Annotated in this window: 12 protein-coding genes; 2 read left to right on the top strand and 10 right to left on the bottom strand. The window is 59.7% G+C overall.

Annotation, left to right across the window (positions count from 1 at the left end):
- Window positions 1-642: 642 nt before the first annotated feature.
- The 3 genes from ACZ46I_RS04415 to ACZ46I_RS04405 all read right to left on the bottom strand — a co-directional run bounded on the left by ACZ46I_RS04415 (window position 643) and on the right by ACZ46I_RS04405 (window position 5,896).
- Window positions 643-3,390, bottom strand: a complete 2,748-nt coding sequence (locus ACZ46I_RS04415) for a PD-(D/E)XK nuclease family protein (RefSeq protein WP_464281550.1) — start codon at window positions 3,388-3,390, stop codon at window positions 643-645.
- A 132-nt stretch (window positions 3,391-3,522) separates the two neighbouring features.
- Entirely contained in the window at window positions 3,523-5,076 is a 1,554-nt protein-coding gene (locus tag ACZ46I_RS04410) for a phospholipase D family protein (protein WP_464281549.1), read from the bottom strand.
- Between the two features lie 187 nt (window positions 5,077-5,263).
- Window positions 5,264-5,896, bottom strand: a complete 633-nt coding sequence (locus ACZ46I_RS04405; RefSeq protein ID WP_464281548.1) for a lipopolysaccharide kinase InaA family protein — start codon at window positions 5,894-5,896, stop codon at window positions 5,264-5,266.
- An 11-nt stretch (window positions 5,897-5,907) separates the two neighbouring features.
- On the opposite strand from ACZ46I_RS04405, the gene ACZ46I_RS04400 reads away from it, so the two are divergent.
- Window positions 5,908-6,745, top strand: a protein-coding gene (locus ACZ46I_RS04400; protein WP_464280308.1) for an IS5 family transposase whose coding sequence is annotated in 2 segments (ribosomal slippage) — window positions 5,908-6,312 and window positions 6,314-6,745 — 837 coding nt in all. Because the reading frame shifts where the segments join, the coding sequence is not laid out codon by codon here.
- A gap of 265 nt (window positions 6,746-7,010) precedes the next feature.
- On the opposite strand, the gene ACZ46I_RS04395 is transcribed toward ACZ46I_RS04400, so the two are convergent.
- The 6 genes from ACZ46I_RS04395 to ACZ46I_RS04370 all read right to left on the bottom strand — a co-directional run bounded on the left by ACZ46I_RS04395 (window position 7,011) and on the right by ACZ46I_RS04370 (window position 15,629).
- Entirely contained in the window at window positions 7,011-7,904 is an 894-nt protein-coding gene (locus tag ACZ46I_RS04395; protein ID WP_464281547.1) for a hypothetical protein, read from the bottom strand.
- A 23-nt stretch (window positions 7,905-7,927) separates the two neighbouring features.
- On the bottom strand, window positions 7,928-8,947 hold the full coding sequence (locus ACZ46I_RS04390) for a lipid A deacylase LpxR family protein (RefSeq protein ID WP_464281546.1): 1,020 nt from the start codon (window positions 8,945-8,947) through the stop codon (window positions 7,928-7,930).
- Window positions 8,948-9,080: 133 nt separating this feature from the next.
- On the bottom strand, window positions 9,081-10,535 hold the full coding sequence (locus ACZ46I_RS04385; RefSeq protein ID WP_464281545.1) for a TolC family protein: 1,455 nt from the start codon (window positions 10,533-10,535) through the stop codon (window positions 9,081-9,083).
- A complete protein-coding gene (locus ACZ46I_RS04380) occupies window positions 10,532-13,708 on the bottom strand; it encodes an efflux RND transporter permease subunit (RefSeq protein WP_464281544.1) in 3,177 nt (1,058 codons plus the stop codon). Before ACZ46I_RS04380 ends, ACZ46I_RS04385 begins: the two co-directional genes overlap by 4 nt.
- Window positions 13,708-14,835, bottom strand: coding sequence for an efflux RND transporter periplasmic adaptor subunit (locus ACZ46I_RS04375; RefSeq protein ID WP_464281543.1), 1,128 nt, complete (start codon window positions 14,833-14,835; stop codon window positions 13,708-13,710). The genes ACZ46I_RS04380 and ACZ46I_RS04375 overlap by 1 nt, the downstream gene beginning before the upstream one ends.
- Before the next feature lie 158 nt (window positions 14,836-14,993).
- Window positions 14,994-15,629 carry a TetR/AcrR family transcriptional regulator gene (locus tag ACZ46I_RS04370; protein ID WP_013507112.1) on the bottom strand — a complete coding sequence of 212 codons (636 nt, stop codon included), beginning with the start codon at window positions 15,627-15,629 and terminating at the stop codon, window positions 14,994-14,996.
- Window positions 15,630-15,819: 190 nt separating this feature from the next.
- Here ACZ46I_RS04370 and ACZ46I_RS04365 point away from each other — a divergent pair, with 190 nt between their 5' ends.
- The gene (locus ACZ46I_RS04365) at window positions 15,820-16,635 is read left to right on the top strand and encodes a formate/nitrite transporter family protein (RefSeq protein WP_464281542.1); all 816 of its coding nucleotides are present in this window, start codon (window positions 15,820-15,822) and stop codon (window positions 16,633-16,635) included.
- A gap of 194 nt (window positions 16,636-16,829) precedes the next feature.
- Here ACZ46I_RS04365 and ACZ46I_RS04360 read toward each other — a convergent pair whose 3' ends face one another.
- Window positions 16,830-19,442 (bottom strand): PAS domain-containing protein, encoded by a 2,613-nt coding sequence (locus ACZ46I_RS04360; RefSeq protein WP_464281541.1) that lies wholly within the window; start codon window positions 19,440-19,442, stop codon window positions 16,830-16,832.
- Window positions 19,443-19,570 lie beyond the last annotated feature (128 nt).

Genomic DNA, 19,570 nt, shown 5'->3' with positions numbered 1-19,570 from the left:
GTAACTTCTCAAGTTACCCACCTTGTCGGCTTGACTTAAGGCGTTATTTTACTGATGCTTGTCACGCAAAAACCGTAGTAATTTTGCATACTTGACTCATCTGGTATTCTTCTTTTCGTTTCCGGATATTACCCTTTTTGACCGCGCAAAAAGGGCACAAAAACGCGCCCCCCGAACGCCCGTTTTTCCGGATCGTTGGCTCGCCTGTTCTGGAGATCCGGCAGACACTGCTTCCCTGCAGTGCTGCCGGACCACCTGCTTCCTGCAGGTGTCCCGTTCGGGTCTTGCCAGCCAGGCGTCGCACTCACCGGACGGGCTCAGGGGGGAACGGCCTGCTTCTGTCTCTCCCCTGTGTGCTGGCCCAGCCAGGACGCGCCGACTGTCAGGCTGCTGAAAAGCCTCATCTGCGGCGTTGCTCACAAGTGCTCGCACCTTAAGTGGGCAAAGCGAACGGGACTGAGACCGGTTTTACTCTTCTGAATTCGCGTTCATTGGCGTTTCTTCGCGGTCAAGTCCCCTCTTCTCCCTGTCTCTCCTTTGGGCCTTTGAGGGCTGTGTGAGGCCTTTCTTTTCTGTTCCGGCTCACCGCACTTCGAGTACAGGCTCAATTCCAGCAAAACCTTCAGTTGCTTCATCAATCCCTCACCTCTCCTCATCCCCCTCATTTCCATCAATGCGGCACAGCAGGGGCAGGGGGCAATAGCGACAGCTGGTGTCATCGCGGGGGCTGATGGCGCCATAGCCGCTGGTGATTTCGCCTGCCAGGTTCTCCAATGCCGCTTTCCAGTTTTGCAGCATGGTCTGCCAGCTTTGCTGGTCGGGCAGAGCGCCAAGCTCCGGCAGCATGCCTTCCTCCATGGCCAGCCCCCGGAAGTGGCAGGCTTCGCGGTTGATCAAGGCGTAGGCGACAGCGCCTATGGAGGTGTCCTGCAGGGTGACGGCGTAGAGGGGGAGCTGGGGATCGGCGGGGCGCTCGCCTTCCCAGTCCCTGGCGCTGGCCTGGCCGGTTTTATAGTCGATGAGCACATGCTGGCCATTTTCCAGCTGGTCAATGCGGTCTACTTTCAGTTTCAGCTGCAGCCCTCCCAGGCTGATGTGGTGATAGCGTTCCAGGCTGGCCACGGTGAAGGGCGGGCGTGTTTTTTCGTATTCCAGCCAGTCATCAATCCACTGGGCCTGCATCTGCACTTCCATCTGGGCCAGGGCGGGCGCTATGGTGATATTGAGTTCGTGCTGCAGGCGCTGGATGGCTCTGCCCAGGGAGTCCTCAATGAACTGGCGGCGCTTGCGCGCTTCCATCTTCTGCAGTCCGCGGGAACTCTCCAGCTTGTTCCAGATATCCTCCAGGGCGCTGTGGAGCAGAATACCCCGCACCATGGGGTTGACGCCGGCCAGGGCGCCACAGGGTGCGGTGGCACCAAGAATATGCAGGCCAATGCCCCGAAATGGGCAGAGGGCCTGGTCTTTCAGCACCGAGGCTCCACCGCGCAGCAGGGTATCCGCTGGCAGGCCATGGGCGTGGGTATCCTCCAGTGTCTGAAGGCTGGCGGTGGCAAGAAGCTGACCCAGGGGCGACGTCGCGGTGGCCTCTTCCAGCCGGAGTTCCCGAAGGCTCAGTTCCCTGCGACCGGTAATCAGTGGACTGGGGCGCAGATGACGATCTCCTTCACTGGCAGGATAGCTGAAGATCACTTCGTCGGCGCTTTCCAGGAAACGATGGGTCAGGGCGCTGGCGTACTCCCACTCCCGCCGGGGGCTGGAACGGGGAAGCTGATGCAGGCGCTGGACAGCACCGGGGATCAGAGGATTGGGACGGGGCTCGGCGGGCCAGGCTTCGTCGTGAAGCCCCATGATCCACATGGCGTCAAAGTGGGCTCCTCCCGCCTCCAGCATGCCCATCACCTGCACGGGGGCTTCGCCGTAACTGTGGGGCTGGTGAATGGTCTGGTGGGCCATGGTGCTGATCAGCTTCAGGGCGTCGCCCAGGGGCAGCTCTGCCACTATGGGATCGCAGTGGGAGAAGGTGTACAGCATGGTATTCCACGCTTCCAGTGCCTGATACTCGTCGCTGTTGAGGCGACGATCCCCTGGCCAACCCGCACGGGTCAGGAGCTGGGAGAGGCGTTCGCTCCACTGGCCGGGCCGCGCTTTCCGGGAGCGCAGTTCCTGCATGCCCGCGCCAAGCTCCCGCAGAAACTTCACCAGTCGCGGGCAGTGGCGGCTGGCCGCCAGCCGGATCACGGCCGCCAGGGGCAGGCTGACCTGCTGCCGCTGGCGCAGCTGCAGATCAAGGAGAACGCGATGGTTGAACTCTTCCCCATAACCAGGCAGAAAGGGGCTCAGGAGAACGCCACTGATCTCGGCCTGGGTCAGTTCCACGTTCCGATGGAGGCGGTCAAGCAGGAGCAGGGCGATGTCCACCATGGGCACGCTGGCGAGGGTGCGTCCGGCGGTAATATTATAGGCCGTGCGCAGGCGGCTTTCCGGGGAGAAGTCCCACTGGGGATAGAAAACGGCGTCGAACACGGATTCCACCTGGTGGCGGACCTGTTCCAGCTGGGGAATGACAATGGCAATGCGGGCGGCGGGGTTCACTTGCAGGCGCGCCAACGCCCAGTGGGCTGCCGACCAGTATTCGCTTTCACTGTCCGCCATGGCCACATGACCGCCCAGGGCGCAGTGATCCTGGGCGATCACCTGTATCACGGTGCACCCCCGCGCCATAACCGCTTCCAGCAGCCGTATCTGCACCGGTGAAAGCTCGTCGAATCCCATCAGAAAAAGACGCGAAGGCAGGGGAAGCGCAACCTTGCGGATCATGCGCTCCACCAGATGGGGCAGACGCGCCTGATCAATCCAGCGATTCTCCTTCAGGGTACTCTCGAAAATGGTGGCCCAGCGCAGAAACGCCTGCAGTTCGGGGATATGCCCGCAGTCAAGCCCCAGGCGGTTTGTGGTGGCACTCAGGTATTTTTCCAGGGGAACATTCCACTGGTGCATCAGGCGCCAGGCCTCCATGGCAGCGCTGGCCGCCAGAGTGGTCGAGAGCAGAAAGCCCTCGGATTCCAGGTTTTCAATCTGCTGTTCCCACAGCAACCGCTCCTGGAAGTCGCTGAGCACCAGCCGGGGGACTTCCGCCGCCGGGCAGCTGCCGGACAGCACTCCATCCTCCACAAGCTGCTGCAGCCAGGTGCCCCAGGGCAGGATGCGGGGCGTCTGCCAGACCTCCCGCTGCTGTGACTCCATAAAGCCACTGTGCCGGGAGAGGGCCGAGCGCCCCATGCGGCGGTTGGCCGTCAGCAGCAGGCACTGCTCATCCCATTCGCGCCAGAGATCATCGTCGCGAATCCACTGGAACTGGTCGTGCAGTAAGCCAAAGGGAAGGGTCATGCCATATCTCCATTCGCACCCCAATGTGCCGGTGGCGCCTGTGAGAAGTTTTCCGGAAAGAGTCTGATATTGAGCCTGTTCACGGAAAATGTACCGCGAAACGCCCCGAACCCGCAAGGCACAAGACCTGAATCAGAGCTGTGACTCAATGGGCAGCAGCCGGGCAAAACCGGCCAGGAAGCGTCGCCAGAACCCGGCCTTGGGCTCACGGGTGTGAATCTGCCCCTCATGGTCGATCCAGCGCACGCTTCCGCGCTCATCAAGATACAGCTGATAGGCAAAGAGCGGGTGGACGCTGTGGTGAAAAAACTCCGTCAGGGATTCGGCCAGCTGTTCATCGCGCACAAAGGCGCCAAGCTCCGTGTTGATGTGGGCAGAGCGTGGATCCAGGTTAAAGGAGCCCAGAAAGACCTCGCGACGATCCACCACCAGCGCCTTGGTGTGCAGGCTGGCCCGTGAGGAGCCAAGGCCAAAGCTGTTGTGGTTTTCCGCCGCGGCATGGGCGCTGGGCCGCAGCTCGTACAGCTCGACCCCTGCCTCCAGCAAGGCTTGGCGACGACGGGCATAGCCACTGTGGGCAATGGCCACATCATTGGTAGCCAGGGAGTTGGTCAGGACGGCGACCCGGATGCCGCGTGCGGCCATGTCTGCCAGCATGCGAGTGCCTTCCGCACCGGGAACAAAGTAGGGAGATATGAGCAGAAGTTCCTCTTCCACCATGGCAAAGCGCTCTGCCAGAGCTTCCAGCACACCGGGCTCCAGGTCTTCCTGGTTCAGCGCCTTGGCCGGGTCATCGGCAGCCAGTATGGCCTGATCCGTCCACTGGTAGGAAGAGGGGCAGAGGAGCATTTCGCGACTGACAAAGGGGGGCTGCCCATAGACCATGGACATGAGCGGGTGGTCGAGGTACGAGGTGAACCACTCGTCCATGGCATCGCGGTGCCTGCTCAGCCAGTTGACATCGTCACGAACGCGACGCAGCTGACTGATGGGAATGGCCAGGGGACTGTTCCAGTAATCGGTGAAGGAGATATCAGCCCCATGGGCCAGGGGACCCACGATGACCAGATCAATGTCGGAGAAGTTGAAGGCGCTGCCGGCACTGAAATACTCATCGCCGATATTGCGACCACCGATAATGGCCAGATGACCGTCGGCTATCCACGCCTTGTTGTGCATGCGGTGGTTCAGATCACTGCCCCGCAGCACCAGCTCCACCCCGGTACGCAGGATACCCCAGCGGCTTCGAAAGGGGTTGAAGACCCGCACTTCGATATGGGGGTGCTGATCCAGTATGGCCAGGGCGCGGTCACTGCCGCGCACGTCCATGTCATCCAGCAGCAGGGAGATGCGCACACCAGTATCGGCCACCTGCAGCAGCTCGGCAATCAGCAGACGACCCGCCACATCATCCTGCCAGATGTAGTACTGAATATTAAGGCGCTCATGGGCTGCCCTGGCACTGGCCACCCGCCACTGGTAGGCCTCGGGACCACCGTAGAGTATCCGAAAACCCGATGGGCCACTCAGGGGCATCTGTGCCGCCAGCTCCCCTGCGGCAGCCGGAGGTTCATGGGGCCGCTGGTCACGATCGGAAAGGGGCTCCACAGAAGCGCAACCCACAGCCAGCAGAGTGACGCACAGCAAAAGCAGAAGGCGCAGGCAAGAGTGTTTCGGAGGTATCATCAAAGGGGCCCCTTCTTCTTTGGAAAAGACTGAAGTTCCGTACCCTTAACAGCGTGGCGAAATACCTCAAATACTCAGGTTCAAGGCGCTCGCGGAGCGAGGAATGCAGTGTGCTCCCTGATGAGGTTTTTTCAGCAGCCTGCTAAACGATGCGTGAATGAGCTCTGCACAAGGTACGGCCAACGGGCTACTTCCTCTGCCAGAATCTCCACCAGTACATCGCCTCACGGGTGGCAACATGCAGCATATAGAATTTCATAAAGCGTATATTGTGCTGCAGCCCAAGATTCAGATTTTTTACGCATTTCATATTGCGTATGAATCGCACCATGCTCACAGGCTCGTTGCCCTGCACAACTCTATCGGTATCAATAAGCAACAGGCGTGGATATTTCCCCTCCTCACATGGCTCCACCAGCACATTACGGCTGCTGATGTCTTTATGGCGAATACCACGACGATGCATATTTGCTATCAGGCGTGCGAGGCGCCTGACCACCCACTGCTGCCTTTCCAGTGGCTCCTGTTTTAAAAAGTCATGCAGTGTCACGGCGTGCTGATGACAGGCAAAGAAGGCAATGCCGTGCAATGGTGCACATTTTACTGCAGGAATATAGCCATAAGGTTCTGGTGTTGGCAACCCGTGACTCCTGAGAAGCATGGCTCCGAAAAAACTATGCCGTGCGGGTTGCCCCTGAAAACGAAACTGATCTCTGAACCAGAGACGAACGCGACGGAAGCGCGAGTAAGAACTTGTCCATAAATAATCATTGACCCGAGCAATGTTTCGCTGTAGAATGATCCACAAAAGATCATTCATGGCGGTGATTTATGTCTAAAGTGCAATCATGGGAAGTTTCAGATGCCTTCTGGCAAAGAGTTGAGCCTTTACTGCCAATCCAGCAAAGAGATCCTGACAAGATCTACAAGCGCAAGCCTGGTGGTGGGCGCAAGCGACTTGACCCCAGGAAGGCGTTTTCCGGCATTGTCTATGTGCTGCGCACCGGTTGTCAGTGGAAAGCGATACCCAAGGAGCAGTTTGGTTGCGCCAGTGCAGTGCACAAGTACTTCATTGAATGGAGTAAGGCCGGTGTATTCGAAGCTATTTGGCGTCAGGGGCTGGCTGAGTATGACGAGATGGAGGGGATAGCTTGGGAGTGGCAAAGCATAGATGGCGGAATGTACAAAGCTCCAATGGCTCTTGAAACCGTAGGGAAGAACCCGACGGATCGGGGAAAAAAACGGGAGCAAGCGTCATGTCCTGGTGGACGGTCGTGGCGTCCCGTTGTCCATCGTCGTAACCGGAGCGAACCGGCATGATGTGAGCCAGCTTGAAGCCGTTCTTGATGGCGTAGTCTTCGAGAAGCCTGCAGAGCAGGAGCAGCATCTTTGCGCAGATTGTGGCTACAAGGGAAAGCCGGCGCTCAGCAGCATTCTTCAGCGCGGATACATACCCCATGTAAAGCAGCGAAAAGAAGAGATCGAGGACAAGAAGCGTGACCCATCAAAGAAGGCGAGGCGCTGGATAGTGGAAGCATCTATTTCCTGGTTCAACCGTTTCAGGAAGATTCATGTGCGCTTTGAGAAGCTTGAGGTCACTCACTACGGATTGACGTGTCTCGCGGCGGCGATAATCACATACAGGAAAATCGGCGTAATTTATGGATAAGTCCTAAGAAAGCTTTGGCAAAAAACACTTTGCCAGGATCTTCTGCTGGGAGCCAGGCAACGCCAGCCATAGAATTTTTGACTGTCCACCCACTCCGGCGTTCCACACGAGGTTGCGCACTTCATTCAGATGATTCAGCATGTGCAAACTCTCATTACAGTCAGTGCGCAAAAACAGCTGCGTCTTCACATCCAGCAGGAAACACGCAATATTTCCTGTTTCCTGGGAACAGCATCTTCCCATGACACCCTCCTTGGGGTATTTCTCAGAACACCTGTCGCCACACCAGGGATGTGCTGATGCCATTTTCCAGATCAACCCGCCCCTGCCGGCTGCCGTCGGCATCGTAGATTTTCCAGTGACGCTCCACAAAGGTGCTGGCCTCAAGACTGAGAAGGGTTCCGGCTGCCAGGCGGTACTCGGCGAAGCCCACGGCCTGGTAACCTTTCATTTCCACAAAGCCTGCCGGCTGCAGGGGGCTGTCATCGCGCAGGCGAAAGTGTCCCTGTCCAAAGGCGGCACGGGTGCCGACGCTGAACTGGGGATGGGTTCGATAACGCAGCTCTGTGCGGGGGAAGCCCAGACTGCCGGAAAGGCCCATCTGGTGTGGCGCCCGGTAGCGCACAAAGACCATGGGCAACACATACTCCTTGAGGCTGCTGTAGGAAACGGCCACTCCCAGCCCACTCTCCCAGTCAGGAGAATGGTTGTAGCCCCGCATGAAATAAGAAAAGACACTGACAGAGTCATCCAGCTCCTGCTCGTAGCTCGCGCTGATGCCAACACCGTAGTAGGTGTTCCACTGCGGGCCCGCCAGGCGGTCACGGTATCCAAGGCTGAGGCGCTGCAGTTTCTCCCAGGGGTCACGCCCATCGGCAGTTGCCAGGGCCGGAGGCAGACTGGCGGGATCGCTCCAGGAGTAGCGGCTGTGGGAGTAGCCCAGTTGAAAGTTACCATGGCCGACCTGCACGCTGCTGGTGCCGGACTGCACCTCAGCGGAACTGCTGCCGATGCGGGAATCCGGCAGAGCCTCAAACTGGAAGCTGAGGGTGGTGCGGGCCGCAGCGCTCAGCGGCAGCACTATCGCCACAGCAAGCAGGGCTGTCAGCAGGTGAGCCAGGCCCGGCAGGCGCGTGCTGTGATGTTCATGGGATTGCATTGTCGAAACTTCCTGCATTGCTCTTACTCCAGTACCCGGGAAACACTCAGAGACCCAAAGGTTTCAGTGCCCTTCTGGGTGGTGAATTCATTGGTGCGGAACATGCGACCGTAGGAAATTTTCCAGGGTCCTTTGGAGAAGCCGTAGCCTATGCCCCCCTCCACCACCGTGTGTTCCTTTTCCACACGGTGGCTGTCGCGGAAGGTATTGCCGTCCAGGAAGATGTCATGCACCTGCAGGCGCAGATTCAGGCCGGTGAACAGATGCCAGCGCCAGCGATCGTTATGACGGTAGGCGTAGTCCAGGGGAGCATTGGTTTCAGCAAACCCGCTGATGGGGCTGGAGCCGAAATCGCGGGGCAGATCACGCCCCCAGCGCAGGAAAAAACCCGCATTGGCCCGTGTGGCCACATTGCCCAGCTGCAGGGTAACATGGGGAATAAAGTCCAGTTCGCTGGAGTGCTCGGGAAAATCCCCATGGTAACGCCACTTCTGGCCTGCCAGCACCGAAACTCCCACCTCGTTTTCCAGCTGATGCTCCCACCCCTCAGGGCGCGTTGCCCCAAAGGCTTCATGCAGACGGGTCTGCATACTGCGGGCACCGGACCACTCGCCGATCAGCCCCAATTCCACCTTCAGGGAGCGCATGATATGGTGGTTGCGCCCCACCAGAGAGAAGCCTCCATAGGTCCAGCCCGCGTAGGGCCGGTCGTCCTTCTGCAGCTCGGCAGTTTCAATATTGGCTGGTGTGAAGACCTGCTGACCTATATCAAATCCCCACTGATACGCCAGGTCGGGGTGCCCCAGGAAGGGCCACTGGCGCAGGCGACACAGGGAGCTGCCATCCCCGCTGCCAGGCACACAGGTCGCTGGGGAAAGATAGGAAAAGCGCATGCCGCCGGTGTAGTACCGGTCAGTCTGGGCGACAATATCGTTTTCCAGGTAGAAGGAAAAGATCCCCGGCCCTTCCGTTGCACCAGCACCGGAAACGCAGAAGGCGAACACACAGAAGATGGTGACGAGGACGCGGGGGCAGGAGCGCATGTTTTTTCCCGGGAGCCTTTTTCGTGGTCAAAAAGTGCAAGCAAACTGCTCGCATGTACTTGCATCATTTACCATGCCAGTACAGGTGAAAAGCGAAAGTTCCATTATCAGGGTTTGAGCAGGAAGTCTGTGTTCAGGTTTCCAGCTCAATACCGCGCCGCTGCAGCAGCGAACCGTCCAGGCGATACAGCTCCACCAGGGCGCGGCGGTAGTCGGCAATGGAGCGAGCCTGCTGAATACGGGCCGCCAGCAGGTCGCGCTGGGCCTGGGCTACCAGCAGCGCCGTGGAGGTGCCCGCTTCAAATTTTTCCATTTCCGCCCGCAGCACTTCCTCCTGCAGCTCCAGGGTAGCCGCGCTGGCCTCTATCTGCTCGCGGCTGCGATCCACTTCCAGGTACGCCTTGCGGACATCAGCGGCCACCAGCTGATTCAGGTTTTCCAGGCTCAGGTCAACCTGATGCTGACTGATGGTGGCAGCGCGATGCTGGGCCGAGGAGCTGCGATTTCCCAGGGGATAACTCAGGCGCAGGCCTATGGTGGCGTCGTAATCGTCACCTCCCATTTCATCAAGGGCACTGCCAAAGGAGTCAGCGTAGCCGCTCTTGCCAAGGGTGACAAAGAGGTCAAGTCGTGGCAGCAGGCCATTGCGGGTGCGGGTCACTTCCAGCTCGCCGCGCTGCTGGCGCAGACGGGCTTCGCGTATTTCGGGGCGCTGCTGCAGGCCAAAGGTAATGTGCTCTTCCAGGGTATCGAGGTAAACAGCGGGGAGCGTGGGCTGCTGCGGAAGCGGAGGCTCAGCCGTGTGTTCAAGGCCCATGAGCCGCGTCAGGTCTGTGGCCAGAACGCGCATGCGGCTGCGGGCATCGATGAGTTCCTGCTGGCGTCGCGCCACTTCGGCTTTGGCAGCTGCCAGTTCGGTGCGGGCCATGGCACCCACTTCCACCCGGTCGGTGGTCTGCCGCAGCTGTACGCGGGCAACTTCCAGGGATTGCTCATAGATTTCCACCTGACGTGATGCCAGGGCGTACTCCCAGTAGAGGGACTCTACATTGGCCACCAGGGCCTGGGTGTATCCGCGCAGTTCATTGCGGGAAATATCGGTATCAAGGCGGGCCTGTTCCACCCGCACCAGATTTACCTGGCTGCCGCGCCCCTGCAGCAGGGCCTGATTGATGCCGATGCCGGCGCGCCACTGGTGCAGGTTATCGGGGTTATCGATATCCCGTTGATTGTGAGAGAGGATGGCCTCGAAGGTGGTGCCGGTGGCGAATTCCTGGCGGAGGCCACCCTGCAGGTACCACTGGCTGGTGTCACTCTCCACCAGGCCGGCAACACCGGGAGACAGGGTCTGGCCCTGCTCCGCGCCATAGCCGGCTTCCGCAAAGAGGCGGGCGTCGAAAAGGGACTGTTCAACTTCCTCGAAGGTCTGGCGCAGCTGAGGCTGCAACTGCTGCATGCGCAGTTCACGGTTGCTTCGCAGGGACATGAGGACGGCTTCTTCCAGTGACAGCTCCTGGGCGGCTGTGCCGGTTAGCGGCGTTGCCAGCAGCAGGCCGCACAGGGCGATGATAAGGGGTCGTGGTGTCATGGCTGTTTCTCCGGGTTCCTTTCCACGAGTTCTTCAAAGACGGCTTCACTGTCGGAGCGTCGGCGATAGCGGTCAAACCAGCCGGAGAGGTTTTCCAGCAGCATGTAGAACAGCGGCACAAAGACCAGGGCCAGGGAGCTGGCCAGGATCATTCCGCCCACTACCACTGTGCCGATTTCCTGACGGCTGGCGGCTCCGGCGCCCGAGGCAAAGACCAGGGGCAGGGTGCCGATGATAAAAGTCATGGCCGTCATGACAATGGCGCGAAAGCGTTGCTGTGCCGCAGCCAGTGCCGATTCAAAGGCACTCATTCCCGTCTTGCGGTTCTGGGCGGCAAACTCCACGATGAGGATGGCGTTTTTGGCGGCCAGGCCAATCAGCACCAGCAGACCCACCTGGAAGTAGATGTCGTTGGGAAAACCGCGCATCGCGGCTGCCAGCGCGGCACCCAAGACCCCAAAGGGAACGGCGGTGGCTACGGCCATGGGCAGTGTCCAGCGCTCGTACTGGGCTGCCAGGATGAGAAAGACCATCAGCAGCCCGAGGCCAAAGGCCAGGCCTCCGGCACCGGCAGCGGCATCCAGCTGGAAAGCTTCGCCAATCCAGCCGATGCTGAGACTGCCATTGCGGCTGAGCACTTCGGCGGCCACGGCCTCCATGGCCTCTTTGGCCTGGCCGGTGGTGTAGCCGGGCGCGGCATCGGCCATGATCTTGGCGGCACTGTTGACGTTATAGCGATTGATGATATCAGGCCCCGAGGTGCGTTCCAGGGTTACCAGCGAACTCAGGGGCAGCATCTCGCCACGGTCGGAGCGCACAAAAACCTTGTTCAGATCTTCGGGCTGACTGCGGAAATCCTTTTCCGACTGGAGGTTCACCTGCCAGTTGCGGCCAAACATGGTGAAGTCATTGACATAGAGGGAGCCAAAGGTGCTCTGCATGGTGCCAAAGACCTGACTGATGGAGACTCCCACATCACGGGCCTTTTCCCGATCCACATGGGCCTGGAAGCGGGGCAGGTTGGTATCCAGGGTGGTGCGGGCGTTCATCAGCTCAGGACGGGCATTGGCCGCCGCCATCAGTTCATTGGCCATGGCTTCGATCTGCTGGGCCGTGTAGTCACCCCGAACTTCCAGGTAACCCTCCACTCCGCCGGTCAGGGAGAGGCCCATGATCGGTGGCGGGGTAAAGGCAAAGACATTGGCTTCGGGAATGCCAAGGCCCATGCCCATGATCTTGCGGGCAACGGACTGGGCATCCTGGCCCGGTCCCTGGCGGTCTTTCCAGTCGGTCAGGTCGATGAAGCCGATACCGGCGTTGGTGCGCAGGGCACCGGCAATGATATCGTACCCGGCAATGCCAGTGAACTTCCGGGTCTCCTCCAGGTGGCCCAGCATACCGGTGATGGTATCACGTACCTGCTCCGTGCGGGGCAGCGCCGATGTGGCGGGCAGCTGGAAGACCACCATGGCAACGCCCTGGTCCTCCTGGGGCACCAGTCCGGGTGCCATGCGTCCCACCAGCACGGAAGTCAGGCCAATGATGGCCACAAAGAGCAGGCAGCCGAGGAGGGGACGACGCAGAAGCTTCTCCACGCACCAGACGAACAGGTTGGTCAGCTTTTCAAATACGCGGTTAAACAGGGTAAAGAAGCTCCAGACCCGGTGGCTCTGCTTATCCAGCAACATGGCACACATGGCGGGAGTCAGGGTCAGGGCCACCACACCCGAGACCACCACGGAGACGGCAATGGTGACGGCGAACTGGCGATAGAGCTCGCCGGACATGCCACCCAGGAAGGTTACGGGAGCAAACACCGCCACCAGCACCAGAGTGGAGGAGATAACAGCACCGGAGACCTGTTTCATGGTCTCGATGGAGGCTTCGCGGGCCCGGATATTGCGCTCCCGCATCAGTCGATCCACATTTTCCATGACGATAATGGCGTTGTCCACCACAATGCCGATGGCCAGCACCAGGCCAAAGAGGGTCAGCAGGTTCACCGAGAAACCGAAGACCAGCATGCCGGCGAAAGTACCGATCAGAGAGACGGGAATGGCCGCCACGGGAATCAGGGTCGCCCGCAGGTGCTGCAGGAACATGAAGGTCACCAGCACCACCAGCGCTACGGCAATCATCAGCGTGATGACCACCTCCTGGATGGATATGCGCACAAATTCCGTGGTGTCATAGGCAATGGTGTAGGCCACGTCGTCGGGAAAGTTCTGTGCGAGCCGATCCAGTGTTTCGTATACCCGGTCCGCGGTATCCAGGGCATTGGCTCCGGGCTGCAGGTAGATGCCCAGGGGCGTGGCTGACTGGCCATCGTATTTCGCCGAGAAGGCGTAGCTGCGGGAGCCAAGTTCCACGCGGGCCACATCGCCCAGGCGCAGGGTACTGCCATCCGCCCCTGAACGCAGGATAATCCGCTCAAACTCCTCGGGGCTGCTCATCTGTCCACGGGTCGCCACCGTAAAGGTAAAGGCCTGCCCCTCCGGTGAAGGCTCGGCCCCCAGTCGTCCAGCGGCAAACTGGGCGCTCTGTTCGCGAATGGCGGCCGCCACATCGGTGGGGGTAAGCTGGTACTGGGCCAGCTTGTCGGGGCTGAGCCACACCCGCATGGAGTAATCTTCCGCCGCGAACAGGGACGCGTTGCCCACACCGGGCAGACGCACCAGTTCATCCAGAACATTGAGCAGGGCGTAGTTGCTGAGAAAGACGCTGTCTTTGCTGGCCTCAGGGGAGTAGAGCAGTGGCACCATGAGAATACTGGTGGACCTGGCCTCCACCCGTACCCCCAGATCGCGCACGGCCTGGGGCAGCCGCGAAAGCGCTGCCTGCACACGGTTATTGACGTTAATGGCGGCCTGGTCAGGGTCCGTTCCAAAGGCGAAGGTAATGGCGATATTGAGGTAGCCGTCGTCCATGGCGGTGGATTCCATGTAGATCATGTTCTCCACCCCGTTGATCTCCTGCTCCAGGGCAGCGGCCACGGAGTCGGCCATGACATCGGCGCTGGCGCCGGGATAGACGGCACTGACCATGACCTGGGGCGGCACCACATCGGGATACTGCTCCACTGGCAGCACACGCAGGGCGGCGGCCCCCGCCAGAATGATCACAATGGAGACCACCGAAGCGAAAATCGGCCGGTCGATAAAAAATCTGAGCATTATTGCATCTCCTCGGCAGCCACGTTCACCGGAGCCTGATGGCGCAGGGAGACATGGCCATTGGTCACCACCCGGTCTCCGGACTCAAGGCCGCCAAGAATCACCTGACCCTGCTCCGTCACCGGGCCAAGGCGAACGGGACGAGCCTGCGCCTTGTTTTCACTGTTCACCACAAAGACCTGCGGCCCCTGGGCACTCTGGCTGACCGCCTGCTCGGGAATGGTGAATACGCCACTCAGGCTCTGCAGCAGGACGCGTATGCGGACGAACTGCCCCGGTAGCAGCTGGTGGTCGGGGTTGGGAAAAACCGCCCTGACGGAAACCGTGCCGGTGGCGGGATCAATGGTACTGGCAACAAAGTCGATGGCTCCCCCGTGGGAGTATTCGTGGGCACCGGGCAGGATCAACGCGGCCTGGCTGCTGTCTTCTGCCTGTCCACGCCTGATCAGCGCATCGTTTTCCGGCATGGAAAAGCGTACGTGCACCGGATCATTCTGGGTGATGGTGGTCAGCAGCCCTCCGGTGCTGATGAGGTTGCCCTCCGAGACATCCTCCATACCGGTCACACCGGCAATGGGAGAACGCACTTCCGTGTAGCCCAGGTTGCGCCGGGCATCATCCAGTACAGCTTCGGCCATATTCAGGCGCGCACGGGCCTGATCCACCTGGGTTCTGGCCTGATCGCGCTCGCGCTCGCTGACGGTATTGCGCTCGAAGAGACGGGAAATACGCTCCCACTCCCTTTGAGCATGGGCAAGGTCGGCCCGGGCGGCGTCACGCTCGGCTTCGGCGCGGCGCTGGGCTATCTGAAAGGGCTCCGGATCAATCAGAAAGAGCACTTCATCGCTGGCCACCACCTGCCCCTCCTGGTAGCGTTTCTCCTGCAGGATGCCGCTGACCTGGGCGCGCACCTGAACCTGGCGTGACCCATGGATCCGTGCGGGATACTCGCGGTAGACACCCACATCGGTTGGTTGAACTTTTAAGACACTGACCTGGGCTGGTGGCATCTGAAAGCCGCCTTGCTGGGAGGGATCCTGGCCGCAGCCGGCGAGTCCCACCAGGGAAAAAAGCAGTAAGGAACCGGCAATCCGGGGAAGTCGGCGCAAAGAGAGCAAAGAAATCATGGTCGTTCTCCTGATAAGGATGGATTGGTGAAGCAGAACGTGCGGCATTTGATGGCAATACCCCCTCTTCGTGGGCGATGTCCGGTCATAGGGAAGACTCTGCCACGCAAAGTTTGCGCACGTTTTTCGCCAGCATGAAGAAGTGTTAAGCTGTGCTGTCAGTTTTCCTGATTCTGTTTGAGTGTTCCGTAACAGATAATGTCGAAGATATCGGCCGCCTGTTCGCGAAAAGACGCGTAGTGCGGAGAGAAGCGGCTGGTGAAGACGATGCCGTACACCATGTTCTCGACGGCACGGTGCATCTTCTCGCGGTCTGCGGGAGAGCGCAGCCGCCCCTCCTGCTCCAGCTCATCCATCAGCTGATCCCAGTGGTCATGGTCCCGCGACTCGTGGTCGAAGAAGAGGGACTTGCCCCGTTCGCAGAACTCGGCCCGCTCCTGGATCAGCAGCTCGGCGATATCCGGATTCTGGTCAAAAAAGTCAAAGTAGCCGAAGCAGGCGTCGCGCATGCGCTCCATGACGGGTTTTTCCTGCTCAAGCAACCCGCAGGTATACTCGGAGAGCTGGTCCAGTCCCCGTTCGACGGCAGCCAGAAAGAGCTTCTGCTTGGTGGAAAAATAGCGGTAGATGGTTCCCTTGCCGATGCCCAGTTTATAGGCGATCAGCTGCACATCGGTCTGGTGGTAGCCGTGGCGCGCGAAAGCGGACGTGGCTGCCGCCAGAATTTCCTCGCAACGGCGGGCCTGGAGCTCTTCATCTTTGGGACGTCCCGGGGCGCGGCTCTCTTCAGACATGGAGTTGCCTCCTTGTGGAATGCAGGATTAGATGACGGACGAGTCAGTCATCTAATTAGAGCGATCGCCGGTTAATGTCAACAGAAAAGTAACCATCCAGTCAATTTTTTCTGCGAGCCCTTGCACCTTTACTTGCCGGGCAATATCCGGTAGAAGCTATGCAATCACTCCAACAACTGGTGCTCCACCCATGCAGAACAGATTTCTCTCTCCGCCCCAGGCCGTGGCGGCTATCATGGAAAACGGTCGCCGCGTCCTGACACAATCCCCGGGACGTACCTTCGTGCTCAGCCTGCTGGCAGGATTTTACATCGCATTTGGGGCTCAGCTCTCCATCGTGGTCACCCAGGGGGTGGCGGAAACCATGGGTGTCGGAATGGCCCGTTTTCTGGGCGGCAGTGTCTTTTCCATCGGCCTGATGCTGGTGGTGGTCTGCGGCGCAGAGCTCTTTACGGGCAACACCCTGCTGGCCAAAGCGGCGCTGCAGCGGCAGATTCCCTGGCTGAAGGTATGGGAGAACTGGGCTCTGGTGATTGTGGGAAACTTCATCGGCGCCATTGCGCTGGCATGGCTGATGGTGGCCAGCCTGCTGTGGCAGGATACCCAGGCGGCGCTCCAGGCTCTGGATATCGCCGTGCGCAAAAGCACCCTGAGTTTCGAGGCGGCGTTTATCCGGGGTATTCTCTGTAACTGGCTGGTGTGCCTGGCGGTGGTCATGGCGGTGGCGGCCCGCGATATCGCGGGCAAGATCCTGGCGTGCTATGTACCCATCATGGCCTTTGTGGCCAGTGGTTTTGAGCACTCGGTGGCGAACATGTTCTTCATACCGGCAGCCATTTTTCTGGCCAGCTCCAGCGGAGTCCACATGCCTGATCTGAACTGGTGGAATTTCTTTGTCACCAACCTCATTCCCGTGACCCTGGGGAATATTGTGGGTGGTGTGGTCTTTGTGGCCATGGCCTACTGGTTTCTCTACCTGCGCGGATCAGCCGCTTCTGCGGAATAAAAGCTTCCAGACGCGCGCAACGCTCTTGCGGACCAGAATCTAGCAGGCTGCCGAAAAACTCTCATCTGCGGCGTTGCTCGCCGTCGCTCGTCACTGCAACGTACGGGGAGTACGCTTCATTCCTCGCTTTGCTCGCGCCTTGCACCTGAGTATTTTTCAATTGCCTGCGTGTTTTGAGGTATTTCAGCAAGCTGTTAGGCCCGTGGCAGGCTTACCTCAAAACGGGCTCCGTGGTCCGTGTTGCTGGCACTGATCCACCCCCCCATCTGGCCCTCTATGGCCAGCTTCGCCATGTACAGTCCGGTGCCCGTTCCACTGATAAGGCCTTCGCCACGGGTCACCTCCCGGGTGGTGAAGAAGGGGTCGAAGATACGCCCCACGATGCTTTCGTCAATGCCGGTGCCGGAATCTTCGATGACGATGCGTATGTGATCGGCACTGGTGTCGATGAAAATATCCACACGATCTTCTGCCCCGCCACGGTGACTCTCCTCCTCCAGGCGATTGCGTCTGACGAGGATGGCATCGCGGGCATTGATCATCAGGTTGAAAATACTCTGTTTGAAGGCTGCCGGGTAGATGGAGGCCAGAACATCCCGCGTTCCCTGCTGTGGCTCGCTGCAGCTGAAGTGGATCTCTATTTCGTGAGCCCTGAACTGGGGGCGTAACATGTCAATCACGATCTGTACCTGGCCGCGGATATCGACGGTGCGAGCGGCCTCATGGCGCTGGCTGAAGCCGTAGAGGTTGTCGATGGTGGTGGAGAGCTCCTGCACCCGGGCGATAACCTGGCGGGTGATGGCCTCCACCTCGTCCATGTCGTCGATGCCAGCCTCGCGGCACAACTGCTGCAGGAATTCCACCTGCAGGGCGATGGCCCCCAGGGGCTGCCGCCAGTGGTGGGCAATGGCGCTTACCATCTCGCCCATGGCCGCTGTGCGCGACTGCTGCAGCATGGCCTGTTCACTTTGCCTGCGGTGCTGCACTTCCTCTTCCACCCGCTGCTCCAGCATCTGGTTCATCTTCTCCAGGGTCTCCTGGGACTGGCGCTGCTCCATATAGACACCGATAAGCTCGGCACTGGTCTGCAGCAGACGCGTATCGTTCACATCCCAGGTGCGGGGTTGTGACACATCATCAAAGCCGATGAACCCACTCCAGTGTCCACCGACAAAGAGTGGCAGGATGAGAATGCTGACAATTCCCTGGGCCTCCAGGATCTCCCTGGCGGGAGGCGGAAAGTCCTTCACAATACCGTAGATAATCTCCCCCCGCACCAGCTGCTGACGCAGACCTTCCAGGCCCTCTGAATAGGGAATATTCTGCAGCAGGGGATTGTGCAGCTCCGAAGCGACTCCGGGCAGGCAGACTTCATGGGTCTGGCTGGCGCACAGGCCGGCACCTTCCACCAAGGAGTTCTGGAAAATATAGACCCGATCCACCCGGGCGGCTTCCAGCAGGTGCTCCAGTGCCCTGGGGAGTGGATCTTCCTGGCGGCTGGTAAGCAGCACGTTGGAGAGGCCGGCAATGGACTTTTCGTAGCGCAGGCGTCGGGCCAGGGCCTCTTCTGTGCGCTTGCGCTCGGTGATATCGTGGTGGGTGCTGATAAACTGGCACAGCTGATTGCGGGCGTCACATACGGGAGTTATGGTGAGTTCGTTCCAGAAGGGCATGCCATCGCTGCGGTAGTGCAGCACTTCGCCGGCAAAAGCGTCGCCCCGGTCAAAGGCGCTCTGAATCTCCTGCTCCATGGCAGGGCTGGTGTGAACACCCCGCAGCAGGTGCAGGGTCTGACCCAGGATATCCGCACGCTGCCAACCGGTGATACGACTGAAGGCATCATTGACATAGGTGATCTTCTGTTGGGCGTCGCTGATGAGCACCCCCTGGGAAATGGAGTCCAGAGCGTGCCGGTTGAGGCCAAGGGCGGATTCACGTTCATGGAGCGCGCTGATTGTCCCCAGCATGCGCTGAAGCAGCAGCAGGAAGAGGCCGACTATGGCGGCAAAGCCCAGCATACCGGGAAGAATGGCCTGGCGGAAAAGGGCCACCCCTGGCGTTCTGGCCTGCCAGCGCAGCAAACCAAGCAGTTCCCCATCATTATCCCAGAGTGGAACTGCCACCAGTCGCTCAGTCCGGTGATCATGGTGCACGATGGCAAAATCATGGAGGCGCAGACTGCGGGCAACGGCATGCAACGCTTCATTGTCCAGTACCCGCTGCAGCAGAAGCAGGGTGGTGGGTGGCCAGTCCGGCACGCTGTATTCGTCCCAGTTGGTCGGCACCACCGGTGCCGCCACGGCGGCATACACCTCACCATTCATCTGCACATATCCGGAAAGAGCACGGGGTTCATGGCCATGGGAGTCGCGTATTCGCTCGTGCAGCCGGGGAATCTGTTCGCCCAGGACGTCCTGCTCCAGAGTCTGTCGCTGGCCCTCCAGGTAGGCGTAGGTCACCCGCCCATCCTGGTCAAGCACCAGGGAGCCGGATATGCCAAATCCGGAAACCAGCCACTGGCCGATGTTTTCATCGGCCCAGGCAATATCCGGGCTGTGGGCCAGCGCATCGCAGGCTTCACTCCAGACGGCGTAGTCGAGGGCAATCTCCCGCAGCCGCTGCAGCGAGATTTCCAGGGTATTTTCCACCATGGCACGCCCACTCTCCAGCATCACGCGATCCTGGTGCCGGACGCCCACAAACATGAAACCGGCAATCAACATGGCCAGGGCCAGAATCAGTAACAGAATCAGCAATATGCTGCGGCGGCGTATCTGACGAATGTTCAGCAGCGAAGTATGGGTCACCATATTCTCCTGCGGGGATAGTGAGCAAGCAGTTAGAATAAAGCGAAAGTCGCTTACGGTCAATCGACAACGTTACGGTTGGAATCAATGCATGGAAAGCGATACGAACAGGCCCCACTGGTGGCAAT

This window comes from Desulfurispirillum alkaliphilum (assembly GCF_055378285.1).
Note: the sequence above shows the minus strand (reverse complement) of the source record. Positions and strands in the feature narration are given on the sequence as shown.

Bases quoted from the DNA above. Each gene is read 5' to 3' on its own strand.
- ACZ46I_RS04380 (WP_464281544.1), bottom strand. From the start codon at position 13,708: ATGCTCAGATTTTTTATCGACCGGCCGATTTTCGCTTCGGTGGTCTCC.
- ACZ46I_RS04385 (WP_464281545.1), bottom strand. From the start codon at position 10,535: ATGACACCACGACCCCTTATCATCGCCCTGTGCGGCCTGCTGCTGGCA.
- ACZ46I_RS04395 (WP_464281547.1), bottom strand. From the start codon at position 7,904: ATGCAATCCCATGAACATCACAGCACGCGCCTGCCGGGCCTGGCTCAC.
- ACZ46I_RS04405 (WP_464281548.1), bottom strand. From the start codon at position 5,896: ATGAATGATCTTTTGTGGATCATTCTACAGCGAAACATTGCTCGGGTC.
- ACZ46I_RS04410 (WP_464281549.1), bottom strand. From the start codon at position 5,076: ATGATACCTCCGAAACACTCTTGCCTGCGCCTTCTGCTTTTGCTGTGC.
- ACZ46I_RS04375 (WP_464281543.1), bottom strand. From the start codon at position 14,835: ATGATTTCTTTGCTCTCTTTGCGCCGACTTCCCCGGATTGCCGGTTCC.
- ACZ46I_RS04390 (WP_464281546.1), bottom strand. From the start codon at position 8,947: ATGCGCTCCTGCCCCCGCGTCCTCGTCACCATCTTCTGTGTGTTCGCC.
- ACZ46I_RS04415 (WP_464281550.1), bottom strand. From the start codon at position 3,390: ATGACCCTTCCCTTTGGCTTACTGCACGACCAGTTCCAGTGGATTCGC.
- ACZ46I_RS04365 (WP_464281542.1), top strand. From the start codon at position 15,820: ATGCAGAACAGATTTCTCTCTCCGCCCCAGGCCGTGGCGGCTATCATG.
- ACZ46I_RS04370 (WP_013507112.1), bottom strand. From the start codon at position 15,629: ATGTCTGAAGAGAGCCGCGCCCCGGGACGTCCCAAAGATGAAGAGCTC.